18 protein-coding genes and 1 pseudogene are annotated in these 26,901 nt (G+C 73.5%); 14 read left to right on the forward strand and 5 right to left on the reverse strand.

The genetic code is table 11. The features are described 5' to 3' along the window. Positions 1 to 166 precede the first annotated feature (166 nt). The 5 genes from BBH68_RS21470 to gatB all read left to right on the forward strand — a co-directional run bounded on the left by BBH68_RS21470 (position 167) and on the right by gatB (position 6,097). The gene (locus tag BBH68_RS21470) at positions 167 to 2,365 is read left to right on the forward strand and encodes a putative bifunctional diguanylate cyclase/phosphodiesterase (protein WP_065964985.1); all 2,199 of its coding nucleotides are present in this window, start codon (positions 167 to 169) and stop codon (positions 2,363 to 2,365) included. Positions 2,366 to 2,533: 168 nt separating this feature from the next. Continuing rightward, on the forward strand, positions 2,534 to 2,830 hold the full coding sequence (gatC, locus tag BBH68_RS21475; protein WP_065964987.1) for an Asp-tRNA(Asn)/Glu-tRNA(Gln) amidotransferase subunit GatC: 297 nt from the start codon (positions 2,534 to 2,536) through the stop codon (positions 2,828 to 2,830). A 5-nt stretch (positions 2,831 to 2,835) separates the two neighbouring features. Next, positions 2,836 to 4,329 (forward strand): Asp-tRNA(Asn)/Glu-tRNA(Gln) amidotransferase subunit GatA, encoded by a 1,494-nt coding sequence (gene gatA / locus BBH68_RS21480; protein ID WP_065964989.1) that lies wholly within the window; start codon positions 2,836 to 2,838, stop codon positions 4,327 to 4,329. Further along, positions 4,326 to 4,565 carry a hypothetical protein gene (locus BBH68_RS21485; RefSeq protein ID WP_065964991.1) on the forward strand — a complete coding sequence of 80 codons (240 nt, stop codon included), beginning with the start codon at positions 4,326 to 4,328 and terminating at the stop codon, positions 4,563 to 4,565. Before gatA ends, BBH68_RS21485 begins: the two co-directional genes overlap by 4 nt. A gap of 23 nt (positions 4,566 to 4,588) precedes the next feature. Then, a complete protein-coding gene (gene gatB, locus BBH68_RS21490; protein WP_065964993.1) occupies positions 4,589 to 6,097 on the forward strand; it encodes an Asp-tRNA(Asn)/Glu-tRNA(Gln) amidotransferase subunit GatB in 1,509 nt (502 codons plus the stop codon). Between the two features lie 75 nt (positions 6,098 to 6,172). Here gatB and BBH68_RS21495 read toward each other — a convergent pair whose 3' ends face one another. Continuing rightward, positions 6,173 to 7,711, reverse strand: coding sequence for a M81 family metallopeptidase (locus tag BBH68_RS21495; protein ID WP_065964995.1), 1,539 nt, complete (start codon positions 7,709 to 7,711; stop codon positions 6,173 to 6,175). 288 nt (positions 7,712 to 7,999) lie between these two features. Between BBH68_RS21495 and BBH68_RS21500 the strand changes: the two genes are divergently transcribed. Then, positions 8,000 to 10,294: an MMPL family transporter gene (locus BBH68_RS21500; RefSeq protein ID WP_065964996.1), complete on the forward strand. Its 2,295-nt coding sequence runs from the start codon at positions 8,000 to 8,002 to the stop codon at positions 10,292 to 10,294. Here BBH68_RS21500 and BBH68_RS39665 read toward each other — a convergent pair. Continuing rightward, positions 10,182 to 11,153: pseudogene (locus BBH68_RS39665) on the reverse strand (ArsR/SmtB family transcription factor); the annotation flags it as partial. The gene BBH68_RS21500 and the pseudogene BBH68_RS39665 sit on opposite strands and share 113 nt — an antisense overlap. A gap of 60 nt (positions 11,154 to 11,213) precedes the next feature. Between BBH68_RS39665 and BBH68_RS21515 the strand changes: the two are divergent. From BBH68_RS21515 to BBH68_RS21525, 3 genes are all read left to right on the forward strand, one after another. Next, positions 11,214 to 12,479 (forward strand): MFS transporter, encoded by a 1,266-nt coding sequence (locus tag BBH68_RS21515; RefSeq protein WP_065965000.1) that lies wholly within the window; start codon positions 11,214 to 11,216, stop codon positions 12,477 to 12,479. A 114-nt stretch (positions 12,480 to 12,593) separates the two neighbouring features. Then, positions 12,594 to 12,788, forward strand: coding sequence for a hypothetical protein (locus tag BBH68_RS21520; protein WP_065965002.1), 195 nt, complete (start codon positions 12,594 to 12,596; stop codon positions 12,786 to 12,788). 156 nt (positions 12,789 to 12,944) lie between these two features. Beyond that, positions 12,945 to 16,022 (forward strand): helix-turn-helix transcriptional regulator, encoded by a 3,078-nt coding sequence (locus tag BBH68_RS21525; protein WP_065965004.1) that lies wholly within the window; start codon positions 12,945 to 12,947, stop codon positions 16,020 to 16,022. A 157-nt stretch (positions 16,023 to 16,179) separates the two neighbouring features. Here BBH68_RS21525 and BBH68_RS44295 read toward each other — a convergent pair whose 3' ends face one another. The 3 genes from BBH68_RS44295 to BBH68_RS21540 form a co-directional block, all read right to left on the reverse strand. Further along, entirely contained in the window at positions 16,180 to 16,359 is a 180-nt protein-coding gene (locus BBH68_RS44295; RefSeq protein WP_065965006.1) for a DUF6191 domain-containing protein, read from the reverse strand. A 78-nt stretch (positions 16,360 to 16,437) separates the two neighbouring features. Beyond that, on the reverse strand, positions 16,438 to 17,619 hold the full coding sequence (locus BBH68_RS21535) for a PQQ-dependent sugar dehydrogenase (RefSeq protein WP_245738204.1): 1,182 nt from the start codon (positions 17,617 to 17,619) through the stop codon (positions 16,438 to 16,440). Between the two features lie 201 nt (positions 17,620 to 17,820). Further along, complete coding sequence (locus BBH68_RS21540) at positions 17,821 to 18,819, reverse strand: aldo/keto reductase (RefSeq protein WP_076970727.1); 999 nt, start codon at positions 18,817 to 18,819, stop codon at positions 17,821 to 17,823. Between the two features lie 73 nt (positions 18,820 to 18,892). Between BBH68_RS21540 and BBH68_RS21545 the strand changes: the two genes are divergently transcribed. The 5 genes from BBH68_RS21545 (at position 18,893) to ilvC (ending at position 26,898) form a co-directional block, all read left to right on the forward strand. After that, on the forward strand, positions 18,893 to 19,870 hold the full coding sequence (locus BBH68_RS21545) for a 2-hydroxyacid dehydrogenase (protein WP_065965011.1): 978 nt from the start codon (positions 18,893 to 18,895) through the stop codon (positions 19,868 to 19,870). A 276-nt stretch (positions 19,871 to 20,146) separates the two neighbouring features. Next, positions 20,147 to 23,134, forward strand: a complete 2,988-nt coding sequence (locus BBH68_RS21550) for a putative bifunctional diguanylate cyclase/phosphodiesterase (protein WP_065965013.1) — start codon at positions 20,147 to 20,149, stop codon at positions 23,132 to 23,134. 213 nt (positions 23,135 to 23,347) lie between these two features. Further along, entirely contained in the window at positions 23,348 to 25,204 is a 1,857-nt protein-coding gene (locus tag BBH68_RS21555) for an acetolactate synthase large subunit (RefSeq protein ID WP_065965015.1), read from the forward strand. Between the two features lie 36 nt (positions 25,205 to 25,240). Further along, positions 25,241 to 25,768 carry an acetolactate synthase small subunit gene (gene ilvN / locus BBH68_RS21560; RefSeq protein WP_065965017.1) on the forward strand — a complete coding sequence of 176 codons (528 nt, stop codon included), beginning with the start codon at positions 25,241 to 25,243 and terminating at the stop codon, positions 25,766 to 25,768. 131 nt (positions 25,769 to 25,899) lie between these two features. Further along, a complete protein-coding gene (ilvC, locus tag BBH68_RS21565; RefSeq protein ID WP_065965018.1) occupies positions 25,900 to 26,898 on the forward strand; it encodes a ketol-acid reductoisomerase in 999 nt (332 codons plus the stop codon). Positions 26,899 to 26,901 lie beyond the last annotated feature (3 nt).

Below are 26,901 nucleotides of genomic sequence, written 5' to 3' on the forward strand. Positions count from 1 at the left end.
CAGCAAGCGGGCATCACCCTTACAGCGCATACCAGATGGTTATGGATCGTCGGGCGGCATTCGGGCAACCGTCGCCGATCGCCGCCCGTCAAAGCCATCTGCCGCCTACTGTTGATGGTGTGCGCCTGCCGTGGCGCTGGCACCGCCGGCTGTGAGAGGGACGGGTATGAAACCGACCGAAAGCGCCGCTCCGGCGTCACGGCTGCGCCGGCTCCTGCTGCCGGCGCTGCCCGCCGCGGCGGTCGCGATGGCCGCTTTCGCACTCGGCATCGGGGTATTCCGAGTGCTCGACGCGGGCCATGCGCTCTTTCCCGACGGCACGGTGGGCTGGTCCCTCGCCGTCCTCACCGGAATCATCGTCGGCCATCTGGTGGCCCTGGGCCGCGACCGCTGGTGGGGCGGCACCGGATCCGGCGCCGCGTTAACCCTGGCCGCGCTGCTGCTGTACGGCTGGCTCCCCGCCGGACTCGTCAGCCTCGCCGTCGTCGTCCTGGTCGGCGCCGCCCGGCGGCACCGCTGGCGGCAGGCGGCACTGCACGGCGCGGTCGACATCCTCGGCGTCGGCACGGCCGCCCTGACCCTCGCCGCCTTCGGCACCGTCCCCACCGTCGAGGACCCCTGGCGGCCGGCGAGCTGGGAGATGTCCGCCGTCCCCCAGACGGTGCTGGCCGCCTTCGGCTATCTGGCGGTGACCCGCGCCCTGTTGTGGTACTCCCTCGCCCCGCCCGGCGCCGGACTGCCCACCCTCGCCCGCACCGCCCTCGTCCGGCAGGCCCTCGTCGGCATCGCGCTGCTCGGCATCGCCCCGCTGATCGTCGTCGTCGCCGACGAGATGCCCCTGCTGCTCCCGCTGTTCGCGGTGCCCCTGATCGCCCTCGACTCCACCCTCTGGATCGCCCGGGTGCGCGCCGAGGAGCAGCTGCGCGACCCGCTCACCGGACTGCCCAACCGCCAGTGGCTGCTGGAGCGCACCTGGACCGCGCTCGACGAGGCCGAGCGGGGCGGCACCCGCACCGCCCTGGTCCTCCTCGACCTCGACCGCTTCCGCTCGGTCAACGACACCCTGGGCCACCTCGCGGGCGACCGGCTGCTGCTGCAGATAGCGGAGCGGCTGCGGCTCGCCCTGCCGCGCGGCGCGGAGGTGGCCCGGCTCGGCGGCGACGAGTTCGCGGTGCTGCTCCCCACCACCGACTCCCTGACCAGCGCCCAGCGGGCGGCCCGCAGCCTCGTCGGCGACCTCGGCTCACCCCTGGACCTGGACGGGCTCACCCTGGTCCTGGAGGCCAGCGCCGGCGTCGCCGTCTACCCCGACCACGCGCTCGACGCCGAGGGGCTGCTGCGCCGCGCGGACGTCGCCATGTACCAGGCCAAGCGCGACCGCAGCGGCGTCGAGCTGTACGAGGCCCGGCGCGACGGCAACACCCCCGACCGGCTCGGCCTGCTCGGCGATCTGCGGCGGGCGCTGGACGCGGGCGAGGTCGAGCTGCACTACCAGCCCAAGGTCGGCTTCGACGGCCATGTCTCCGGCCTGGAGGCACTCGTGCGATGGGTCCACCCCGACCGGGGGCGGGTGCCGCCCGACGAGTTCATCTCCATGGCCGAGAGCTCCGGGCTGATGCCCCGGCTGACCGAGTACGTCCTGGAGACGGCGCTCGGCCAGGTCGCGCGATGGCGCGCCGACGGCCTCGACGTGCCCGTCGCGGTCAACGTCTCGCCCCGCGATGTGCACACCCCCGGCTTCGCCGGCTCGGTCGCCGGACGTCTGGCCCGCCACGGCGTCCCGGCGGGCGCCCTCCAACTGGAGATCACCGAGCACGTGCTGCTCGAGGACCCCCAGCGGGCCGCCGACACGCTGGCCAGCCTCACCGGACACGGCGTGCGGATGTCCCTCGACGACTTCGGCACGGGCTACTCCTCGCTGGTCCACCTGCGGCGGCTGCCGGTGAGCGAGCTGAAGATCGACCGGTCGTTCGTGGCCCGGCTGGCCGTGGACACCGAGGACGCCGAGATCGTCCGCTGCACCGTCGACCTCGCCCATTCCCTGGGGCTGCTGGTCGTCGCGGAGGGCGTCGAGGACGACGAGACCTGGGAGCGGCTGCGGGACCTGGGCTGCGACGCCGTACAGGGCTGGCTGGTCGCGGCGGCCATGCCCCCCGACGAGACCACGGCCTGGCTGCGCGCCCGCGGCGAAGGCGGCTGGCGCCGGGAGGACGCCGCCACGCCCGCCACGCCCGCCACGCCCGCCACGCCCGCCGCCCCGGCGGCCGCCCCCGCCCCCCTCACCACCCCCTCCCCGGCCGCCACCGCCACCACCGCCGCGACGGCCGCCCCCGCCGAGGAGGACGCGGACCAGCCGGTGACGTGATCCGGCCCGGCGCCCCACCGGCCCGCTCACACCACGCGACGGGGCCGCGGTCGATGGTGCGGGCGATGGTGCGGAAGGGGCGGGGCGGGGAAAGCGTTTCGCCCGCAGCGTGGCCGGAGCCATAGGATTGGGGCGAAAACTCTCCACACTCACCCTGAGGATCGCTGCATGCCTGGCATCACGCGCGAGGAGGTCGTCCACCTCGCACGGCTGGCGCGTCTGGAGCTGAAGGACGAAGAGCTCGATCACTTCGCCGGACAGCTCGACGACATCATCGGCGCGGTGGCCCGCGTCAGCGAGGTCGCCGACCAAGACGTACCGCCGACCTCTCATCCGCTGCCGCTGACCAACGTCATGCGCCCGGATGAGGTCCGTCCGTCGCTGACCCCGCAGGAGGCGCTGTCCGGTGCCCCCGCCCAGGAGCAGCAGCGGTTCAAGGTGCCGCAGATCCTGGGGGAGGAGTAACCCACATGGCCGACCTGACCAAGCTCACCGCCTCCGGCCTCGCCGGGAAGATCGCCTCCGGCGAGGCCACCGCCGTCGAGGTGACCGAGGCGCACCTGGCCCGCATCGACGCCGTCGACGAGAAGGTGCACGCGTTCCTCCATGTGGACCGGGAGGGCGCGCTCGCCCAGGCCCGGGCCGTGGACGACAAGCGCGCCCGCGGCGAGAAGCTCGGCCCGCTGGCCGGCGTTCCGCTCGCGCTGAAGGACATCTTCACCACCAAGGGGGTCCCGACCACCGTCGGGTCCAAGATCCTCGAGGGGTGGATCCCGCCGTACGACGCGACGCTCGTCACCCGCCTGAAGGCCGCGGACGTGGTCATCCTCGGCAAGACCAACATGGACGAGTTCGCCATGGGGTCCTCGACCGAGAACAGCGCGTTCGGCCCCACCGGCAACCCCTGGGACCTCACCCGCATCCCCGGCGGCTCCGGAGGCGGCTCCTCCGCCTCGCTGGCCTCCTTCCAGGCCCCGCTCGCGATCGGCACCGACACCGGCGGCTCGATCCGCCAGCCCGCCGCCGTCACCGGCACGGTCGGCGTCAAGCCGACGTACGGCGGGGTGTCCCGCTACGGCATGGTGGCCTTCTCCTCGTCCCTGGACCAGGGCGGTCCCTGCGCCAGGACCGTGCTGGACGCGGCCCTGCTGCACGAGGCCATCGCCGGGCACGACCCGCTCGACTCGACCTCCATCGACGCCCCGGTCCCGCCGGTCGTCGAGGCCGCCCGCAACGGCAGTGTGCGCGGCATGCGCGTCGGCGTGGTCAAGGAGTTCGCCGGCGAGGGCTACCAGGCCGGCGTGATGCAGCGCTTCAACGAGTCGGTGGAGCTGCTGCGCGAGCTCGGCGCCGAGGTCGTGGAGCTGTCCTGCCCGTCCTTCGACAAGGCGCTCGCCGCGTACTACCTGATCGCGCCGTCCGAGTGCTCGTCCAACCTGGCCCGCTTCGACGGCCTGCGCTACGGCCTGCGGACCGGCGACGACGGCTCGAGGTCCGCCGAGGACGTCACCGCGCTCACCCGCGCGGCCGGCTTCGGCCCCGAGGTCAAGCGCCGGATCATGCTGGGCACCTACGCGCTCAGCTCCGGCTACTACGACGCGTACTACGGCTCCGCGCAGAAGGTCCGCACCCTGATCAGCCGGGACTTCCAGCGCGCCTTCGAACAGGTCGACGTGCTGGTCTCGCCGACCACCCCCACCACCGCCTTCCCGATCGGCGAGCGCGTCGACGACCCGATGGCGATGTATCTGGCCGACCTGTGCACGATTCCCTCGAACCTCGCGGGAAACGCGGCCATGTCACTGCCCTGCGGCCTGGCGCCGGAGGACGGTCTGCCGGTCGGACTGCAGATCGTCGCCCCCGCCATGGCCGACGACCGGCTCTACAAGGTCGGTGCCGCGGTCGAGGCCGCGTTCATCGACAAGTGGGGCCACCCGCTGCTCGAGGAGGCACCGTCACTATGAGTGCGATCAAGAAGGCCAAGAACTTCAAGAAGTCCAAGGCCGGTACCTACCTGTCCATCGGCTCCTCGCTCTTCGGCGCGCTGGGCGTGGTCAAGCAGGTCAAGAAGGCCCGATCCGAGAACGACACGCTGCAGCTGGTCGACGCGGTGGTCTCGGCCGCCGCGATCGTCACGTCCGTCGCACTGCTCGTCCGCGAGCTCAAGCGCATGGGCGACGACGACATCCTCGCGGGCTGAGCGGACTGAGAGGTTAGTTTTCCGTGACCGTCACTGAACTGGTGTCGTACGAGGACGCCCTCGCCGCCTACGACCCCGTGATGGGGCTCGAGGTCCACGTCGAGCTCGGCACCAAGACCAAGATGTTCTGCGGCTGCTCCACGGCGCTGGGCGCCGAGGCCAACGCCCAGACCTGTCCCACCTGCCTCGGCCTGCCCGGCTCACTCCCGGTCGTCAACGCGACCGGCGTCGAGTCCGCCATCAAGATCGGCCTCGCGCTGAACTGCGAGATCGCCGAGTGGTGCCGCTTCGCCCGGAAGAACTACTTCTATCCGGACATGCCGAAGAACTTCCAGACCTCGCAGTACGACGAGCCGATCGCCTTCAACGGCTATCTGGACGTCGAGATCGACGGCGGCGAGGTCTTCCGGGTCGAGATCGAGCGCGCCCACATGGAGGAGGACACCGGCAAGTCCACCCACGTGGGCGGCGCGACCGGCCGTATCCACGGCGCCTCGCACTCGCTCCTCGACTACAACCGGGCCGGCATCCCGCTCATCGAGATCGTCACCAAGCCGATCGTCGGGGCCGGGGAGCGGGCCCCGGAGGTCGCCAAGGCGTACGTCGCCGAGCTGCGCGAGCTCATCAAGGCGCTCGGGGTCTCCGAGGCGCGCATGGAGATGGGCCAGATGCGCTGCGATGTGAACCTGTCGCTGCGGCCGCAGGGCGCCGACAAGTTCGGCACCCGCTCCGAGACGAAGAACGTCAACTCGCTGCGCTCCGTCGAGCGCGCGGCCCGCTTCGAGATCCAGCGCCAGGCCGCCGTGCTCGGCGGCGGCGGCACGGTCATCCAGGAGACCCGCCACTTCCACGAGGAGGACGGCTCCACGACCCCAGGCCGGGTCAAGGAGGAGGCGGAGGACTACCGCTACTTCCCCGAGCCGGACCTGGTGCCGGTCGCCCCCTCCCGCGAGTGGGTGGAGAAGCTGCGGGCCGGGCTGCCGGAGCTGCCCCGGGTGCGCCGCAACCGGCTGCGCGAGGAGTGGGGCATCTCCGCCCACGAGATGCGGTCCGTCCTCAACGCGGGCGCGATCGACCTGATCACCGCCACGATCGACGCGGGCGCTGACGCCGCCTCGGCGCGCAAGTGGTGGATGGGCGAGCTGGCCCGCCGGGCCAACGAGGACGGCGTCGAGCTCGCGGCGCTGCCGATCACCCCGGCCCAGGTCGCGCGCGTGTGCGCCCTGGTCGCGGAGGGCTCGCTCAACGACAAGCTGGCGCGCCAGGTCATCGAGGGCGTGCTGGCGGGCGAGGGCGACCCGGACGCGGTCGTCGCGGCCCGCGGCCTGAAGGTCGTCTCGGACGAGGGCGCGCTCGGCGCCGCCGTCGACGAGGCCATCGCGGGCAACGCGGCCATCGCCGACAAGATCCGCGGCGGCAAGGTCGCGGCGGCGGGCGCGCTGGTGGGCGCGGTCATGAAGGCCACCCGCGGCCAGGCCGACGCGGCGCGCGTGCGCGAGCTGATCCTGGAGAAGCTCGGCGTCCAGGGCTGAGGGCCGAGAGCCCCCGACGCGGCGGCGGGGCGCACCCTGTGAGGGTGCGCCCCGCCGTCCGTCTTCGCGTCCCGGCTACAGCAGCTCCGGCGCGAGGTCCGGGGCCGGCATGCCGGGGTCGAGGGGGAACAGCGGGCGTTCCAGGCGGCGGTGGCCGAGGCGGGGGAGGTCCTGGTCGACGGCGCCCGGGGTGCGGGCCAGGCGCCAGTCGGCGGCCAGCTCCCGCAGCTCCGGTTCCGGGCGGCCGGTCTTGACGACGAGCAGGTCGTAGCCGCGCGGGTCCAGGCCGCCGAGGTCCGCGCGGGTGCGGACCGGCGTGCGGCGGCCGGCCAGGACCGCGGTCACCCCGCCGCGGCGTACGACGGCCAGGTCGCCACCGGCCGCGTCGCCCGGGTGGAGGGCCACGACCTCGCCGGTGAACTCGTACGGTTCGAACGGGGCGTGTTCCGTGCCGGACCCCGAGGCGCCGTACGCCCCGCCGACCGACACCCTTACCGTCGCGCCGACGCCCGCCGCGAAGCACCGCGCGACCGCCGCCGGGGCGGTGATGCCGGGGAGCAGGGCGGTGGCGCGGCCGGTGGCCAGGGCCTCATGGGCGAGCAGCCGTCCCAGCATGTACGGGAGGTCGCCCGCGCCGCCGGCCGCCGGGTCGTCACCGGAGTCGCCGATCAGGAACGGGCGGGCGGGGGAGGCCAGGGCCGCCTCGACGCACGCGTCGGCGTCGTCAGCGGTGGGGCCGGGGGAGACGAGGTCGCGGCGCAGATCCCAGTACTCCTTGGCCAGCGAGCGGGCCTCCTCGACGGCGAGGACGGGGTCGTCGCCGGTGACCACCACGGCCGCCTTGCAGCGTGGCTCGTCGGCCCAGGGGAAGCCGGCCCACACCGCCGCGTCCACGATGCCGTCCAGCTCCTCGATCGAGGCCGGCCGCCCGTACAGCGACCTGGCGGGCTCCGGCCGGGGGCCGGCCGGCTCGCCAGGCGGTACGGGCGGTGCGGGCGGTACGGGCAGCGAGGGCAGCAGCACCGGCACCTGCACCCAGGCCAGGTGCGGGCGCCCCTTGCCCGCCAGCAGGCGTTCGACGAGCTTGCGGGCGGCGCGCTCGAGGGTCGCGCCGGCGTCCTGGCGCGGGGCGAGGCGGTGCGCGGTGACCAGGTCGAGCCGGCCGGCGAGGCGGCGCGAGACATTGCCGTACGGGTCCATGGCGGCGGAGATCAGCGCGCGCGGGCCGAGGACCTCCCGCACGGCGTCGGTCAGATCGGCCTCGGCGTCGTCCAGGCCGACCACGCTCATCGCGCCGTGGATGTCGAGGACCAGGCCGTCGAGGGAGCCGGCCTGCCGGACCCGGTCGAGCAGCTCGGCCTTGAGACGGCGGTACGCCTCCGGCTCGACGGGCCCGCCCGGCGGGGCCTCGGCGTGGAGCAGCGGCACCCACTCCACCGGGCCGCCGAGCGCGCCGTCCGGCCGCGCCCAGGGGTAGCGGGCCCGCAGCGCGGCGCCGCGGGTGACGCGGAAGTCGTCGTACCCGGTGCGGTGGAGGGTGAAGGTGCTGGACCGGACGGAGACGCCGCCGACGCCGACGCGCGGCCGGCGGGCGGCGGGGGAGGGCGTGCTCATGCGGTCGCGGAGTCCTTTCCGTCCACGCGGGACACCGACTCTAGGCGAACGGTGAACGGACGCCGGGGAGCGAGTCGCCCGCGCCACGCCGAGTCACGCGTGTGGTGAAGCCCACAAAAGGGACAAAGGATCTCTTCGGGCTGTCAGAGTGCAGGAGAAGTTCGCCGCCGGTCCAGTCGCGGGACGGGTGGTGGACCTTCATATGTTCATCAGTGCGTACGCCGCCACGGTCCCCGGCGGGCCGCCCCCGGGTCCGGCGAGTTCGGCGCGATACCCGGAAAGCAGGCCATGGCCGCACTCGCCCGGTGGTGCCTCAGGCGCCGCCTCGTCGTCATCGCGCTGTGGCTGGCCGCCTTCGCGGGCGTATCCGTCGCGGCCGTGGTCACGGGGTCCGCGTACTCGAACGACTACGGCATCCCGGGCACGGACTCGGCGCGGGTCTCCGCGCTGATGGCACGGGAGTTCCCGCAGCGGGCCGGGGACAGCGACACCATCGTCTGGCAGACGGCGCCAGGCGCGGGCACGGTGCGCGCGGTGGACGTCCGGCAGCGCATGGCGGCGGCGCTGGAGCGGGTCGGGGAACTGCCCGGCGTCGTCTCCGTCACCGGGCCGTACCAGCCCGACGGGACGGCGCCCGGCGAGACGGCGATGGACACCAGCCGGATCAGCGCCGACGGGCACACCGCCTACGCCACCGTCGTCTTCGACAAACCCGCCTCCGAACTCGGCGCGGCCCAGGTGCGCGAGGTGGTCCGCACCGCCCGCGCCGCGGCGACCGACGGGCTGCGGGTGGAGATGGGCGGCGCGGGCATCGGCGCGGCGCAGGGGACCGGCTCAGCCCACCTCAGCGAGGCCATCGGGGTCGCGGCGGCCGCCGTCGTCCTCCTCCTCGCCTTCGGCTCGCTCGCGGCCGCGCTCCTGCCCATCGCCACCGCGGTGGTCGGCGTGGGCACCGCCTACGCGGGCGTCGGGCTGCTCGGCCACGCCATGACCGTCGCCGACTTCGCGCCCATGCTCGGCACGCTGATCGGGCTCGGCGTCGGCATCGACTACGCGCTGTTCATCGTCACCCGGCACCGCCAGGGCCTCCTGGCGGGGCTGCCGGTCGAGGAGGCCGCCCGGCGCGCGGTGGCCACCTCGGGGCGCGCGGTGATCTTCGCCGGGGCGACCGTCTGCGTGGCGCTGCTGGGCATGCTGGTGCTGCGTCTGGACTTCCTGAACGGGGTGGCGGTCGCCTCCGCGCTCACCGTCCTGCTCACCGTCGCCGCCTCGATCACCCTGCTGCCCGCCCTGCTCGGGCTGATCGGGACCCGGGCCCTGAGCCGGCGTCAGCGGCGCCGGCCGGCGTCGCGCGGGCCGCGGCGCAGGGCGCCCCGGGGGTTCGCCGTCCGCTGGTCCGCCCTGGTCGAGCGGCGCCCCAAGCTGCTCGGCGCCCTCGCGGCCGTGCTGATGCTGGTCCTCGCGCTGCCCACGCTCTCGCTCCGTCTCGGCACCTCCGACCAGGGCAACGACCCCGCCTCCGCCACCACCCGGCGCGCCTACGACCTGCTCGCCGACGGCTTCGGGCCCGGCTTCAACGGCCCGCTGACGCTCGTCGGCCGCATCGACGGCGCCGCCGACCGGCTCGCCTTCGGCAAGCTCCCCGAGACCCTGCGCGGCACCGAGGGAGTCGCCTCGGTGAGCCGGGCCGAGCCGAGCACCAGCGGCGACACGGCCGTGATCACGGTCGTGCCCACGACCGCCCCCCAGTCGCGGGCCACCTCCGACCTGGTGGCCCGGCTGCGCCACCAGGTGCTGCCCAAGGCCGCGGAGTCCACCTCGCTCCGGGTGTACGTCGGCGGGCTGACCGCGGGCTACGACGACTTCGCGACGGTGATCGTCGGAAAGCTGCCGCTGTTCGTGGGGGTGGTGGTGGGCCTCGGCGGCGCCCTGCTGCTGCTCGCCTTCCGCAGCATCGGCATCCCGGTCAAGGCGGCGGTCATGAACGTGGCCGCCGTCGCCGCGTCGTTCGGCGTCGTCGTCGCCGTCTTCCAGTGGGGATGGGGGAGCGAGCCGCTGAACCTCGGCCGGGCCGGGCCGATCGAGCCCTTCCTGCCGGTGATCATGATCGCGGTGCTCTTCGGTCTCTCCATGGACTACCAGGTCTTCCTGGTCAGCCGGATGTACGAGGAGTGGCGGCAGACCCGCGACAACCGGGTCGCGGTGCGGGTCGGCCTCGCCGAGACCAGCCGGGTCATCAACTCCGCCGCCGTCATCATGATCGCCGTCTTCTCGGCCTTCGTGCTCAGCGGCGACCGGATCATCGCCATGTTCGGCATCGGTCTGGCCGCCGCCGTCGCCCTGGACGCCTTCGTCCTCCGTACGCTGCTGGTGCCCGCCCTCATGCACCTGCTGGGCCGCGCCAACTGGTGGCTGCCGCGCCGGCTGGACCGCCTGCTGCCGAGGATCAGCATCGAGGCGCCGTGGCCCGCCGGCTCTCCCCCTGAGCCGTCACCAGTACCTCACCCGCGGCCGTCCGGTAGTACAGCACCGACCGCCCGGCACGCCGCCGCCGCACCAGGTGGGCATCGAGAAGGACCTTGAGATGGCGGCCCACCGAGCCCAGGCCCTGGCCGGTCAGCGCGACCAGCTGGGTCGTGCTCTTCGGGGTGTCGAGCAGCACCAGCACCCCCGCCCGGGCCGGGCCGAGCAGCCGCCCCAGGGACTCGGGCACCGACGGCCGGCCCGCCTCGGCCAGCGCGCCCGAGCAGGCGTACACCACGGCGTACCGGTGCGGGGCGTCCCAGGAGACCCACCCCGCGCTCGGGGTGACCGGGACGAACAGCAGCCGCGCCCCCGAGATCTCCTGAGGCGGATAGTCGTGCGCGTTGATCTGGAGCCGGCTCTCCCCGAGCCACCGCATCCCCGGCCGCATGGCGTCCAGCACCGAGGCCCAGCCGCCCTGGCTCAGCTGCGCGGTGCGCGCCACGACGTCCGCCTCGATGATCCGCCGCCGCCGTTGCCAGGTCGGCAGCACCGTCTCGGACCACACCCACTCCAGGAGGTCGGCGGTGCGCTCGGCCACGTCGGAGCGGTGCAGCGGGCCGGGGAGCGGGCCGCGCAGCGATACGGTCAGGTCGGCCCGGGCCCGCTCGGGCGGGGTCGCGCGGACGCGGGTCAGCTCCTCCTCGAAGCCCGGCTCGCCCTCGCCGGTGGGGGTGGGGGTGAGGAAGTCCGCGAGCCAGCGGTGCCCCACAGCGGCCCCTATGGTCAGCGCGGTGAGCGGGTCGCGGGCCAGCCGGTCCCGGTAGGCGGGCAGATGGGCGTCGAGCCAGGCGCGCTCGCCCGGGTGCCCGGCCACGCCCCGCTGCAGGGCGAGCAGACACGCGGTGGCCTCGGCCAGCGGTGAGACGACGAACCGGCTCCCGGCGAGAGTGTCCGCGTTGACCAGCCACCAGCCCATCGTTTCGCCTCCGCGCGAAACTGTAACGCCCCCGGGCGGGGGCCACCGAGACTCCCGGCCATGCGCACGTACCGAGAACTCTTCGCCGCGCCCGAGTTCACGCCCTTCTTCCTCACCGGCACCCTCCAGGTGGCCGCCCAGGCGGTGAGCGGGCTGGCCCTCGGCACCCTGATCTACGCGGCGACCGGCTCACCGCTGCTGTCCGCCCTCAGCATGTTCGGCCCCAGCCTGGCCCAGGTGGTCGGCGCGACGGTGCTGCTGTCGGCCGCCGACCGGGTGCCGCCGCGCGCCGCGATGTGCGCCCTGGCGCTGTTCTCCGCGCTGGGCACCGCCGTGCAAGCCGTCCCCGGGCTGCCGGTACCGGCCGTCTTCGCCGTCCTCCTGGTCCTCGGGGCGACCGCCTCGCTGGGCGGCGGGGTGCGCTACGGACTGCTCAACGAGATCGTGGCGCGGGACGGTTACCTGCTCGGCCGCTCCGTCCTCAACATGTCCGCGGGCGCCACGCAGATCTGCGGCTACGCGGTGGGCGGCCTGCTGGTGACCGCACTGTCGCCGCGCGGCACGCTGCTCACCGCCGCCGCCCTCCACCTCGCCGCCGCGGCCGTCGCCCGCCTGGGCCTGCGCCGGCGGCCACCGCGCGCCGCCGGACGGCCGTCGGTCGCCGAGACCTGGCGGGGCAACGCCCGGCTCTGGTCGTCCGTGCCGCGCCGGTACGTCTACCTGGCGCTGTGGGTGCCCAACGGGCTGATCGTCGGCTGCGAGTCCCTCTTCGTCCCCTACGCGCCCGGCCACGCCGGGCTGCTGCTGGCCTGCGCCGCCCTGGGGATGCTCGTCGGCGACACCCTGGCGGGCCGGTTCCTGCCGCCCTGGTGGCGGGAGCGGCTCGGCGCCCCGCTGCGCCTGCTGCTCGCCGCCCCGTACCTGGTCTTCGCCGTGCAGCCGGCGCTGCCGCTCGCGGTGGCCGCGGTCGGCCTCGCCTCGGTCGGCTTCTCCGCCGGCCTGCTGCTCCAGGAGCGGCTGATGGCCCTGACCCCCGACGAACTGAGCGGGCACGCGCTGGGGCTGCACTCCTCGGGGCTGCTCACCATGCAGGGCGTCGGCGCCGCCCTGGCGGGCGCCGTCGCCCAGTGCACCTCGCCGGCGACCGCGATGGCCGTCATGGCGGCGGCCTCGGTGGCGGTCACCCTGGCGCTGGCCCCCGGGCTGCGACCGGAGAAGCCCGGTCCTGAGGTACCGGGCCCAGGGGGTGGCAGGTCGAAGGCCGGGGGTCTAAGTCCCACCGGCCGTCCTAAGGCCCCCGCGGAAGGCGGGGCTCAGGAGGCCTAAGGCCCCCGCACCAGCGGAGATCGGGCACTCGCCCGATGCGCGGCACCCCCCTTGCGGACGAAGGTTGAGTGCGTTGAAAGACACGTCACCCACATCTCACTGAAGGAGAAGACGATGTTCCACTACGAACTGCACAAGGTCCGCGAGGCGGAGGCGCTGCGTGAGGCCGCCGAGTACCGGCTGGCCCGCCGGGCCCGGCGCGCGGGCGCCGGCCGATCCCTCGGCGACGAACCAGGAAGGCGGGTGAAGACCGCGGACCGGCGGGACGGCGGCCGCCGTTCGCCGCGGGCGTTCGGCACCGCCGCCTGACCTCCGGACCGCGCCGTGCCGCCCCTGCCGAGCACCGCCCCCGGCCGCCGGGTCCCCCCGGCGCCCGGCCGTCCCGTCGCCGCGGCACCCGTCCGCGCCCTCGCCCCGGTCCACGGCACCCCCCGAACCCGTATCGGGCTGTCGGACCCTTGTGCGATGCTCGACGACGTGCACCACATGTCTGTCAGCCCGGTGTTCGTCGGCCGCGCCGAGGAACTGGCAACTCTCACCGACGCGCTCGCCCGCGCCACCGCAGGCGAGCCGCAGGTGCTGCTCGTCGGAGGGGAGGCGGGAGTCGGCAAGAGCCGGCTGGTGGACGAGTTCCTGACCCGGGCCACCGCCGCCGGGGCCGCCGCCGCCGTCGGCGGCTGCGTCGAGATCGGGGTCGACGGCCTGCCGTTCGCCCCCGTGTCCACCGTGCTGCGCTCGCTGCGCCGCAAGCTGGGGGACGAACTGGACCGGGCCGTCGCCGGACAGGAGGGCGAGCTGGCCCGGCTGCTGCCCGAACTGGGCGAGACCGCCCGCGAATCGCGGGAGGAGGACAGCCGCGCCCGGCTCTTCGAGCTCACCGTCCGGCTGCTGGAGCGGCTGGCCACCGACCGCACCCTGGTCGTCGTCATCGAGGACCTCCACTGGGCCGACCGCTCCACCCGCGAGCTGCTCGGCTATCTCTTCCGCTCCCTGATCAGCTCCCGGCTGCTGGTCGTCGCCACCTACCGCTCCGACGACATCCACCGCCGCCACCCGCTGCGCCCCTTCCTCGCCGAGATCGACCGCATGCGGGCGGTGCGCCGCATCGAGCTGCGCCGCTTCAACCGCTCCGAGGTCCGCGCCCAGATCGCGGGGATCTACGGCGCCCGGCCGGAGCGGGCGCTGGTCGACCGGATCTTCGAGCGCAGCGACGGAAACGCCTTCTTCGTCGAGGAGATCGCCCGCAGCATCAGCGAGGGCTGCGCCACGGGGCTCAGCGAATCGCTGCGCGACCTGCTGCTGGTGCGGGTCGAGGCGCTGCCCGAGGAGGCCCAGCGGGTGGTGCGCATCCTGGCCGAGGGCGGCTCCACCGTGGAATACGAACTGCTGCGCGCGGTCGCCCGGCTCGGCGAGGACGACCTCATCGAGGCGCTGCGCGCCGCCGTCGGCGCCAACATCCTGCGGCCCACGGGCGACGACAGCGGCTACCGCTTCCGCCACGCCCTGGTCCGCGAGGCCGTGATGGACGATCTGCTGCCCGGCGAGCGCTCCCGCATCAGCCGGCGCTACGCCGAGGTGCTGGAGGCCGACCCCACGCTGGTGCGGGCCGACGAGCGCGCCGCCCGCCTCGCCAGCTACTGGTACCACGCGCACGACCCGGCCAAGGCCCTGCCCGCCGTGCTGCGGGCCGCCGTCGAGGCCCGTCGGCGGTACGCCCACGCCGAGCAGCTGCGGCTGCTGGAGCGCGCCATGGAGCTGTGGGAGGACGCCCCCCAGGAGATCCGCGAGGTGCAGCGGCCCCTCGACTACGCCGAGGCCTATCCCGCGTGCGCCCGCGAGGACGGCGCGCTGCGCCATCTGGACCTGCTGGCCGAGGTGGTGGTGGCCGCCTACCGGTCGGGTCAGCGGGAGCGGGCGCTGGCCGTCGCCCGGCGGGCGCTGCGCACGCTGGACGAGAGCGAGGACCCGCTGCAGGCCGCCTGGTTCTGGACCCAGCAGTCCAAGCTGATCAGCTCTCTGGGGCGGGGCGACGGCTGGGCCGAGCTCAGCCGGGCCCAGGAGCTGGTGCGCGGCCTGCCGCCGTCCGCCGTGCACGCGGACGTGCTGGCGCAGGCGGCCGGCTGGAACATGGTCCGCCGGCCGGGCCCGGAGGGGTTCGCCGTCGCCGAGCGGGCGGTGGAGCTGGCCCGGCTGGTCGGCGCCCACAGCACCGAGCTGCACGCCCGGCTGACGCTGGGCTACTTCATGGCCGAGTCCGGGGACGTCGAGGCCGGCCTCGCCCAGATGCGGGAGGTCTGCGAGGCCGCGATCGAGATGGGCGACGTCAGCATCGTGGGGCGCTGCTTCGTCAATCTGACCTCCGGGCTCGAGGGGCTCGGCCGGTCCGCCGAGGCGGTGGAGGTCGCCGAGAAGGGCGTCCGGATGCTGGACCACTTCGGCCTGACCGACTCCCTGGCGTGGGTGTTCGGCAACATGGCCGAGTCGCTGCTGTCGCTGGGCCGCTGGGCCGAGGCGGAGGAGGCCGCGGCCTCCACCCGGCGCCTGGCGATCGGCAACAAGGCGCATCGCCTGGCGGTGAACCGGTTGGCCAGGCTGGCGCTGAGCCGGGGCGACTGGGACACCGCGGAGCGCGAGCTGGCGGAGGCCCGCGAACAGCAGCACCTCATCGGTGAGCCGCAGTTCACCCTCCCGTTCGCCCACCACTGCCTGGACCTCGCGGCGGCCCGCGGCCGGATCCTGGAGGTCCGCTCGCTTCTCGGCCAGGTCCTGGAGGACGGCTTCCGGGCCGGCATGCAGCGGTACACCTGGCCGCTGCTGGTGGCCGCCACCGCGGCCGAGGCGGACGCCCGCGGTCTGCCCGCGGCCGAGCCGGGCCGCGCCGAGGCCCTGGCCCGGATCCGGGCGGCGGCCAAGCGGGTGGCGCAGCCGGTACCGGTGTGGCAGGCCTACGGCCGGCTGCTGGACGCCGAACTGGCCCGCGCCGAGGGGCGCGACGACGCCGAGCGCTGGGCGGCCGCGGTGGCCGCCCTGGAGCGGCTGGACCGCCCGCACCCCCTGGCCGGGGCCCGCTTCCGCTGGGCGGAGGCGCTGCTGGACTCCGGTGCGCCCCGGGAGCGGGTCGCGGAGCCGCTCGCGGCGGCGCACACCACGGCGGTCCGGCTGGGGGCGCGCCCGCTGCGCGAGGGGATCGAGCTGCTGGCCCGCCGCGCCCGGCTGCCCCTGCCATCCGGCCCGGACGCCACCGCCACCGCCCCGCTCGCCGCCCTCCCCGCGACCCGCTCGCCGGAGCCCGCCGCCGAGCCCGCCGACCCGGCCGCGGCCCTCGGACTCACCCCCCGGGAGCGCGATGTGCTGCGGCTGGTGGCCCTGGGGCGCAGCAACCGTCAGATCGCCGAGGAGCTGTTCATCTCGCCGAAGACGGCGAGTGTGCACGTGTCCAACATCCTGGCGAAGCTGGAGGTGTCGGGCCGTGGCGAGGCGGCGGCGGTGGCGCACCGGCTGCGGCTGGTGGACGGCCTGGCGGACGAGGCGATGGCGCGCTGAGCCGGCCCCGGGGCGAGCCGGCCCCGCGCCGGCGGGCCTGAGGAAGGCGGGGCCCCGGCCCGGCGGGGCGGTGTCTTCGACTGTGGCGAGGCTCAGGCCTGGCGGGAAGCTGTGACTCAGGCCTGAGGGAGGCTGGGGCTCTGAGGGAGGCTGGGGCTCAGGCCTGCCGGGGGCGGACGACCACCCGGCCCGAGTCCAGGTCGATCGGCCCCCGCCACGGGTTGTCGCCGTCGCCCACGTCGTCCACGGTCAACTCCAGCCGGTTGCGCTCTTCCTCGGTGTTCCGCCGACCCGGCGAGAACAGTTCCTCGATGATGTTGAACACGGCGACCCCCAAGGGCGAGCGACTCCCGCCAGTCTAGGCGCTGCCCCGCCGATCTCCCCTGGCCGGTCAGGAGATCGAGATCCACGCCCGTCAGGAGATCTTGAGCCGCAGGATCCGGTCGTCCTCCTTCCCCGGCTTCCCCCGCCCGTCCGTATTGCTCGTCGTCACCCACAGCCCGCCGTCGTCCGTGGCCACCACCGACCGCAGCCGCCCGTACTTCCCGACGAGGAACGACTGCGGCTTGCCCGCCGCCCGGGTGCCGTCCAGGGGGATGCGCCACAGCCGCTCCCCGCGCAGCGCGGCCATCCAGATCGAGCCCTTGGCGTACGCGATGCCGCTGGGCGAGGCCTCCTTGGGCTTCCACTGCTCGACCGGGTCGACGAACCCCTTCTCGCCGGCCTTGCCCTCCGCCTCGGGCCAGCCGTAGTTCTTGCCGGGCCGGATGAGATTGAGCTCGTCCCAGGTGTCCTGTCCGAACTCCGAGGCCCACAGCCGCTTGTCGATGTCCCAGGCCAGGCCCTGCACATTGCGGTGGCCATAGGAATAGACCACCGAGTCCGCCTCGGGATTGCCGTGGGCGGGCTCGCCCTCCGGGGTCATCCGCAGGATCTTGCCGCCGAGCGAGTCCTGGTCCTGGGCGAGCCCGCGCTCGCCGCTGTCGCCCGTGCCCACGTAGAGCATCTTGTCCGGGCCGAAGGCGATCCGCCCGCCGTCGTGAAGGGCGCCCTTGGGGATGCCCTTGAAGATGGTGTCCGGGGCGCCGAGCTGGGAGCCGGCGGGGCGCTTGTCGTCATAGGACATGCGGGCGATGCGGTTGTCCGAGGCGGTGGTGAAGTACGCGTACACCATCGGGTTGGCCCCGTAGTCGGGGGAGACGGCCAGGCCCAGCAGCCCGCCCTCGCCGCCGGGGGAGACGCCCGGGACGGAGCCGACCTCCGTCTTCTTCCCGCTCTCCGCGTCCACCTCGAAGATCTTGCCGGTGTCCCGGGAGGAGACCAGCAGGTTTCCGTCGGGCAGGGGGGCCAGCCCCCACGGCGAGTCCAGCTTGGTGGTGAGCGTGCGCACCACCTTCGCCGTGCCCTTGCCGGGGGCGGCCGGGGCCGAGGGAGAGGAGGAGGGCTTGCCCGAGGACGAGGGATCCCCGCCGGGCCCGGTCTTCGCCGGGCCGGAGGTGCTGGGGCGGCGGCCGAAGGAGGGGGCGGTCACGCCGTCATCGGACGAGCAGCCCGCCACGAGCAGCAACGCGGCAGCGGAAGCGAGCACAGGGGTCACACCAGGACGTCGCACCTTCGGTTCCTCTCCGTGGGCACATGTGCCTCGGCACGGCACTGTTTCTTATACACCGCTGCTCCGCCACCGGTTCCCGTGACCAGTTCCCGCCACCGGTCCCTGTCACCGGTCCCTGTCACGGGTCCCCGTCACCGGCCGCCGCCACCGGTTCTCCGTCGCCGGTTCCGCCACCGGAGCCCGAACCTAGTCCCATGACCCCTGGGCCGGCGGCAGCGCCGCTATCTCCGCGAAGTCCTCGTCCGTCAGCCGCAGTTCGGCCGCCGCGCAGTTCTCCACCGCCCACCGCGCCCGCTTGGTCCCCGGCACCGGGACCACGTGCCGCCCCTGCCCCAGCAGCCACGCCAGCGCCACCTGCGCCGCCGTGACCGAGTCCCCGTGCCGCCGCGCCACCCGGCGCAGCCCGGCCACGATCGGCTGGTTCGCCGCCATCATCTCGGCCGTGAAGCGCGGGTGCCGGGCCCGTACGTCGTCCGGCTCGAAGCCCTGACCCGGCGTCAGGGTGCCGCTCAGGAAGCCGTTTCCCAGCGGCATCGCGGCCAGGAAGCCGACCCCGCGCGAGGCGCACCACGGCACCAGCGCCTCCAGCGCCTCGGGCGACCACACCGAGAGCTCCGCCTGCACACAGCTGACCGGGAAGACCTGCTGCACCCGCTCCAGCTGCCGCACGGTGGCGTCGTGCATCCCGGCCCCGGCCCGCCGCTGCGCCCGCGCCCCCAGCGCGCACAGCCCCAGCGCCCGTACCTTCCCGGCCGCGACCAGCTCCGCCATCGCGCCCCAGGTCTCCTCTATCGGCACCTCCGGGTCGGCCCGGTGCAGCTGGTAGAGGTCGATGACGTCGGTCCGCAGCCGCCGCAGCGAGGCGTCGCAGGCCCGCTTCACATAGCTGGGGTGGCCGTTGGCCACGATGTGGGTCTCGCCCACCAGCAGCCCGCACTTGGTGGACACGAAGGCGTCCTCGCGCCGCTCCTTGAGCACCCGCCCCACCAGCCGTTCGTTGATGAACGGCCCGTACATGTCGGCGGTGTCCAGCAGGCTCGCGCCCGCGTCGAGCGCGGCGTGCACGGCGCGCAGCGAGCCCTCGCCGCTGCGCTGGGAAGCGGTGTACGCCCAGCTCATGGGCATGCATCCGAGGCCTATCGCGCCCACCTCGAGCGTCGCCGCTCCGATTCTCCTGCGCTCCACCTGGCCTGACCCCTCCCGTTTCTCGCACCAAACTAACGTCTGAGTCCGGGTGCTGATCGCATAGCCTCCAGGCATGAGCGCAGATCACAGCGACACCCCCGAGATCCCCGAGCACCCGCGCCCCCTCGCGTGGCTGCCGTTTCCGGCGGACGAGATCGGCGGGCTCCCCGACGGCCTGGAGTACGCCCACTGGGACGGCGAGTCCGACTACCCCACGGACCCCGCCCGCTGCGCGTTCTACTGCCTGCCGTACATGAAGAACAAAGAGGGGGTGCGGCCCCTGCCCGCCATGAGGAACCTGCGCGTGGTGCAGACCCTCACCGCCGGCATAGACCATGTGCAGCCCCACCTCGCGGAGCTGCCGTCCGGGGTGCGGCTGTGCAACGCGCGCGGGGTGCACGACGCGAGCACCGCCGAGCTGGCCCTGACCCTCATCCTCGCCTCGCTGCGCGGCATCCCCGACTTCGTGCGCGCCCAGGACGCCGGGCGGTGGAGCCAGGGCTTCCGCCCCGCGCTCGCCGACCGGACCGTGCTGATCGTCGGCTACGGGTCCATCGGCGGCGCGATCGAGGACCGGCTCGTGCCGTTCGAGTGCGAGCGGGTACTGCGCGTCGCGCGCTCCCCGCGCACGACCGAGCGCGGTCCGGTGCACCCGATCGACGACTTGCCCCGACTGCTTCCGGAAGCCGACGTGGTGGTGCTCGTCACCCCGCTCACCCCTGCCACCCGGGGCCTGGCCGGGGCGGACTTCCTGGCCCGGATGAAGGACGGCGCGCTGCTGGTGAACGTGGCGCGCGGTCCGGTGGTGGACACCAAGGCGCTCCTCGCCGAGCTGGAATCGGGCCGGCTGCGGGCCGCGCTGGATGTGACCGACCCCGAACCGCTGCCCGCCGGGCATCCGCTGTGGCACGCTCCAGGAGTGCTCATCACCCCGCACGTGGGGGGTCCGTCGTCGGCCTTCCTGCCCCGTGCGAAGCGGCTGCTGCGCGACCAGCTGCGCCGTTTCGCGGCCGGTGAACCGCTCAGTCATATCGTCACAACGACCGGATGAAATGCCCGTGGCACCACATACAGACACGGTATGACTGCACTCCGTATATACAACGCCGTTGTCGGTTACGGTGTGTAGATGACCTATGTCCCTGAGTGACCAGTCTGGTGTATCGTCCCGAGCGGGGGCTGCGCCACTGACCGAACGGCGTCAGCGATGGACCGGAACTCAAGGGGGGCGACGGGCGATGCATGGCCAATGGACCCACGACCCGACGCGGCTCAGGCGTCGACTGCTAGCTTCCGGCGCCCTCGCGCGGCGCTCGAGGGCCGTCCGGTGAGCGCCACCGGAGCGGTGCTCGCCAGGCCGTCGGTCTCCGGCGGCCGGGCGGGGCTGCTGCCCCAGGTCGTCCTCGCCCTGGTCTGCGGGGGATACGCGGCGGGCGCGGTGCTCGGCTGGGGATCGCCCGAACTGGCCTTGTTCATGGGCGACTTCGGCCTCAGCGCCGCCGCCCTGACCGCCACCGTCTCCTGCCTGTGGCACGGCCGCACGCGCTCCGGGCGGCTGCGCCCCGCCTGGCTGCTGTTCGCGGCCTCCTCCTTCATGGCGGCGCTCGGCAACGGCGTATGGGGCTGGTACGAGGTGGTGCTCGGCCGCCCGGTGCCCAGCCCCTCGGCCGCCGACTTCTGCTTCCTGCTCTTCGCCCCGCCCGCCATCGTCGGGATGCTGGTGCTCGCCAAGCGCCCGGCCACCCGCGCCGGCTGGATCTGTCTGGCGCTGGACGCCTGGCTGATGGCCGGATCGCTGCTGACCCTCTCGTGGAGCCTGGCGCTCGCCCACACCGGCCCGTTCGGCGGGGGCGGCGAGCCCGTGGCGCGCAGGGCCTTCTCGCTCGCCTACCCGCTGCTGGACATCGTGCTGATCAGCATGGTCGTCGCGGTGCACTTCCGGCGGTCCTCGGCCAACCGCTCCGCGATCAACACCGCGATCGCCGCCTTCGCGCTGACCGTGCTGTGCGACGCGCTGTTCACCTCGCCCCTGCTGCGCGAGGGCTACCGCTCCGGACAGATCCTTGACGCCGGGTGGTTCGCGGGCTCCATACTGCTCGCGTACGCCCCCTGGGTGGCCCGGCGCGAGGCCGCCCAGGCCCCGCCGGCCGTGCTCCGCCGCCCCGCCCAGCCCAGCCGGACCAGCGCGGGCTCGCTCGCCGCCCTCGCGCCGTACCTCGCCGCCGCCGTCTGCACCCTGGGGATCCTCTACAACGTGATGGACGGCCGACCGATCGACGGGGTGATGCTCTTCACCGCCTGCGCGGTCGTGCTGGCCCTGGTCGTCCGGCAGGCCATCATGCTGCTCGACAACATCGCCCTCACCCAGGAGCTGGCGGAGAAGGAGAACCACTTCCGCTCCCTGGTGCAGAGCTCCAGCGACGTCATCATGATCGCCGCGCCCACCGGCATACTGCGCTACGTCAGCCCGGCCGCCTCCGGGGTCTACGGCCGCGACGCGGACGAGCTGGTCGGCTCGGAGCTGGCCTCCCTCATCCACCCCGAGGACCTGGGCTCGGTCGTCCACGAGGTGCGGCGCTTCCTCGCCGCCTCGCCGGGGGAGGAGCCCACCACCCGCATCGAGTGCCGCTTCCGCTCCGGCTCCGGCGACTGGCTCAACGTCGAGTCGACGATCAACCGCCACCAGGGCGGCCTCATCTTCAACAGCCGGGACGTCACCGAGCGGGTGCGGCTCCAGGCCCAGCTCCAGCACAACGCCGAGCACGACCCGCTCACCGACCTGCCCAACCGCTCCCTGTTCACCAAGCGGGTCGGCCACGCCCTCGGCGGGCGGCGCCGCACCGACGCGGGCACCGCGGTGCTCTACATCGACCTCGACGGGTTCAAGGCCGTCAACGACACCGTCGGCCACCAGGCGGGCGACGAACTGCTGGTCCAGGCCGCCCGCCGGCTCCAGGAGTCCGTGCGCTCCGGGTCCGGGGACTGCGCGGCCCGCCTCGGGGGCGACGAGTTCGCCGCGCTGATCATCGGCGACGGGGACGGCGACCAGGACGCCGCCGCCCGCGAGTGCCGCATCCTGGAGATCGCCGACCGGCTGCGCCTCAGGCTCTCCCAGCCGTACCAGGTCGTGGGCGGTACCGAGGTGCGGGTGGCCGCCAGCATCGGCGTCGCCTTCGCCGAGCCCGGCGTCAGCCCCGGGGCCCTGATGCGCAACGCGGACCTGGCGATGTACCGCGCCAAGTCCGCGGGCAAGAACCGGGTCGAGCTGTACGCGCCGCAGATGCAGGCCGACGTGGCGCGGCGCGCCGAGTTCGCCTCCCGGCTGCGGACCGCCCTCCACGACGGCGAGTTCGTCCTGCTGCACCAGCCCGTCGTGGAGCTCGCCGGCGGCCGGATCACCGCCGTCGCGGCCCAGCCCCGCTGGCGCTCGGCGCAGGGCATCCTGTTCACCCCGGCCGAGTTCCTCCGGGTCGCCGACAGCGGGCGCGGCGGCGGCGAGGACGCGGCCCGCACCGCCGAGCTGGCCCGCTGGACGCTGGAGACGGCCGTCGAGCAGGCCGCCGAGCGCCGCCGCGACGGATTCCCGGTCCCGGTGTGCGTGCGGCTCCCCGCCGGTCGCCTCGTGGACAAGTCGATGCCGCCCAAGAGCGTCGAGACCCTGCTGGCCCGCCACGGCCTGCCCTCCGGCGCGCTGATCCTTGAGCTCACCGACAGCGACCCCCGGGTGCCGCTGGACGAACTGGAGCACCGCCTGAGCGCGCTGCGGCGCCTCGGCGTGCGCATCGCCCTCGACGGCTTCGGCAGCGGCTACGCCGCCATCCGGGCGCTGCGCAGGCTCCCCATCGACCTGCTCAAGCTCGACCGGGGGCTCGTGGAGGGCGTCGTCGAGTCCTCCCGGCTGCACAAGATCACCTCGGGGCTGCTGCGGATCGCCGGCGACCTGGGCATGCAGTCCCTCGCGGAAGGGGTCGACCTGCCCGAGCAGATCGTCGCCCTGCGGGCCATGGGGTGCACCCACGTCCTGGGGACGGCCTTCTCCGGCCCGCTCGACGAGCACCGGCTGCGCCGCGCCCTGAACCGCGGCTCGTACCCCGTGCCGCGCTCGGACAGCCCGGTCCTGGTCGGCGGGGCGCTGCCGACCCGGCACCTCGGCCACATCCCGGCACATGCCTCGGCGCACGCCTCAACCCACGCCTCGGGCCATGGCGCGGCTCACAGCGCGGCCCACGGCGCGGGGCACGGGCCGCGACGGGCGGAGTCTCACATCCACCCGGCCTCCCGCTCAAATACTGAGACGCCCGTCCCACCCACTTGACACCCGGTGCGCGCCGGGGGGAGGGTCGGAGCCATGCGCACCCGAATTCTCGTACTTGGAAAGCGCGTCGGCTGAGCAGGGCCCCATACCAGCCCTGCGGACCCCACCGGCGCGCTCCCCTCGCTTGCCTCACGGCACGAGGGGTTTTTTGTTGCACCGACACAAGTCGTATCGCTCTCCCACTCCCCGCACAGACCCTCATCCGAGAAGAGAATGCCGATGACCGAGCAGGCCACCGGGGCCCACCATCCCCAGCCGCGGCCCCGTAACGGCGGTTCCCAGCCCGCCCCCGTCGAGCACGTCACGGGCGCGCAGTCCCTCATCCGCTCGCTCGAGGAGGTCGGTGCCGACACCGTCTTCGGCATCCCCGGCGGCGCCATTCTGCCGGCGTACGACCCGATGATGGACTCCTCCAAGGTCCGGCACGTGCTCGTCCGCCACGAGCAGGGCGCGGGCCACGCCGCCACCGGCTACGCCCAGGCCACCGGCAAGGTCGGCGTCTGCATGGCGACCTCGGGTCCCGGCGCCACCAACCTGGTCACCCCGATCGCCGACGCGCACATGGACTCCGTGCCCATCGTCGCGATCACCGGTCAGGTCGCCTCCAAGGCCATCGGCACGGACGCCTTCCAGGAGGCGGACATCTGCGGCATCACCATGCCGATCACCAAGCACAACTTCCTGGTCACCCGGGCCGAGGACATCCCCAGGACGATCGCCGAGGCGTTCCACATCGCCTCCACCGGCCGCCCCGGCCCGGTCCTGGTCGACATCGCCAAGGACGCCCTCCAGACGCAGACCACCTTCTCCTGGCCGCCGCAGACCGACCTGCCCGGCTACCGCCCGGTCACCAAGCCGCACGCCAAGCAGATCCGCGAGGCCGCCCGCCTGATCACCCAGGCCGAGCGCCCGGTGCTGTACGTGGGCGGCGGCGTCCTCAAGGCCCACGCCACCGCCGAACTGAAGGTGCTGGCCGAGCTGACCGGCGCGCCCGTCACCACCACGCTGATGGCGCTGGGCGCCTTCCCCGACACCCACCGCCAGCACCTGGGCATGCCCGGCATGCACGGCACCGTCGCCGCCGTCACCGCCCTGCAGAAGGCCGATCTGATCGTCGCCCTCGGCGCGCGCTTCGACGACCGGGTCACCGGCAAGCTGGACTCCTTCGCCCCGCACGCCAAGGTGGTCCACGCCGACATCGACCCGGCCGAGATCGGCAAGAACCGCACGGCCGACGTGCCGATCGTCGGCGACGCCCGCGAGGTGATCGCGGACCTGGTCGTCGCGGTCCAGGCCGAGCACGACGCCGGCCACGTCGGCGACTACTCCGGCTGGTGGGAGGACCTGGACCGGTGGCGGGAGACCTACCCGCTGGGCTACGAGCAGCCCCAGGACGGCAGCCTGTCCCCGCAGCAGGTCATCCAGCGGATCGGGCAGCTCGCGCCGGAGGACACGATCTTCGCCGCGGGCGTCGGCCAGCACCAGATGTGGGCCGCCCACTTCATCGACTACGAGAAGCCGGCCACCTGGCTGAACTCCGGCGGCGCCGGGACCATGGGCTACGCGGTCCCGGCCGCGACGGGCGCCAAGGCCGGCACCCCGGGCCGTACGGTCTGGGCGATCGACGGTGACGGCTGCTTCCAGATGACCAACCAGGAGCTGGTCACCTGCGCGCTGAACAACATCCCGATCAAGGTCGCGATCATCAACAACGGCGCGCTGGGCATGGTCCGCCAGTGGCAGACGCTGTTCTACAACCAGCGCTACTCCAACACCGTGCTGCACTCGGGACCGGACGCCCCCGCCCCGACCAGCGCCGGCACCCGCGTCCCCGACTTCGTCAAGCTCGCCGAGGCCATGGGCTGCATCGGCATCCGCTGCGAGGACCCGGCCGACCTGGACGCCGTGATCGAGAAGGCCAACGCGATCAACGACCGGCCGGTGGTCGTGGACTTCATCGTCCACGAGGACGCCATGGTCTGGCCGATGGTCGCCGCCGGCACCTCCAACGACGAGATCCAGGCGGCGCGCGGCGTCCGCCCGGACTTCGGCGACGGCGAAGACGACTGAGGCCGGGACAGCAGAGAGAAGAGAGACTTCACGCCCATGTCCACCAAGCACACCCTCTCCGTCCTGGTCGAGAACACCCCCGGCATCCTGGCCCGGATCGCCGCGCTGTTCTCCCGCCGCGGCTTCAACATCGACTCGCTCGCGGTCGGGGTCACCGAGCACCCCGACATCTCCCGGATCACCATCGTGGTGAATGTCGAGGAGCTGCCGCTGGAGCAGGTCACCAAGCAGCTCAACAAGCTCGTCAACGTCCTGAAGATCGTCGAGCTGGAGGACAGCCAGGCGATCCAGCGGGAACTCGTCCTGGTGAAGGTCCGCGCCGACAACGAGACCCGCTCCCAGATCGTCGAGATCGTCCAGCTGTTCCGCGCCAAGACCGTGGACGTCTCCCCGGAGGCCGTGACCATCGAGGCCACCGGCAGCAGCGACAAGCTCGAAGCCATGCTCAAGATGCTGGAACCGTACGGCATCAAGGAGCTGGTCCAGTCCGGCACCATCGCCATAGGGCGCGGCGCCCGCTCCATCACCGACCGGAGCCTGCGCGCGCTCGACCGGACCGCCTGACCAGCGGCACCGGGCGCCGGGCGGCCGATCACGGCCGGTCCGGGGCCCGTATGGCGAGACCCCGAAACCTTTCGTCGCCCGCCCGTCATACGGTGGGACGCACAACCCGAAAACGCTAGGAGAACCCCGAAGTGGCCGAGCTGTTCTACGACGACGACGCCGACCTGTCCATCATCCAGGGCCGCAAGGTCGCGGTCCTCGGCTACGGCAGCCAGGGCCACGCCCACGCGCTGTCGCTGCGCGACTCGGGCGTCGATGTCCGGGTCGGCCTGCACGAGGGCTCCAAGTCCAAGGCCAAGGCCGAGGAGGAGGGGCTGCGCGTGGTCACCCCGGCCGAGGCGGCCGCCGAGGCCGACGTGATCATGATCCTGGTCCCGGACCCGATCCAGGCCCAGGTCTACGAGGAGTCGGTGAAGGCCAACCTCAAGGACGGCGACGCGCTGTTCTTCGGCCACGGCTTCAACATCCGGTTCGGCTTCATCCAGCCCCCGGCCGGCGTGGACGTCTGCATGGTCGCCCCCAAGGGCCCGGGCCACCTGGTCCGCCGCCAGTACGAGGAGGGCCGCGGCGTGCCGTGCATCGCGGCCGTCGAGCAGGACGCCAGCGGCAACGCCTTCGCGCTCGCCCTCTCGTACGCCAAGGGCATCGGCGGCACCCGCGCCGGCGTCATCAAGACCACCTTCACCGAGGAGACCGAGACCGACCTCTTCGGCGAGCAGGCGGTGCTGTGCGGTGGCACCTCCGCGCTGGTCAAGGCCGGGTTCGAGACCCTGGTCGAGGCCGGCTACCAGCCGGAGATCGCGTACTTCGAGTGCCTCCACGAGCTGAAGCTGATCGTGGACCTGATGTACGAGGGCGGCCTGGAGAAGATGCGCTGGTCGATCTCCGAGACCGCCGAGTGGGGCGACTACGTCACCGGCCCGCGGATCATCACCGACCAGACGAAGGCCGAGATGAAGAAGGTCCTCGCCGAGATCCAGGACGGCAGCTTCGCCAAGAACTGGATGGACGAGTACCACGCGGGTCTGCCGAAGTACAACGAGTACAAGAAGGCGGACGCCGACCACCTGCTGGAGACCACGGGCAAGGAGCTGCGGAAGCTCATGAGCTGGGTCGACGACGAGGCGTGAGCC

It is taken from the genome of Streptomyces sparsogenes (assembly GCF_001704635.1).
In the GTDB taxonomy this organism is placed as follows: Bacteria; Actinomycetota; Actinomycetes; order Streptomycetales; family Streptomycetaceae; genus Streptomyces; species Streptomyces sparsogenes.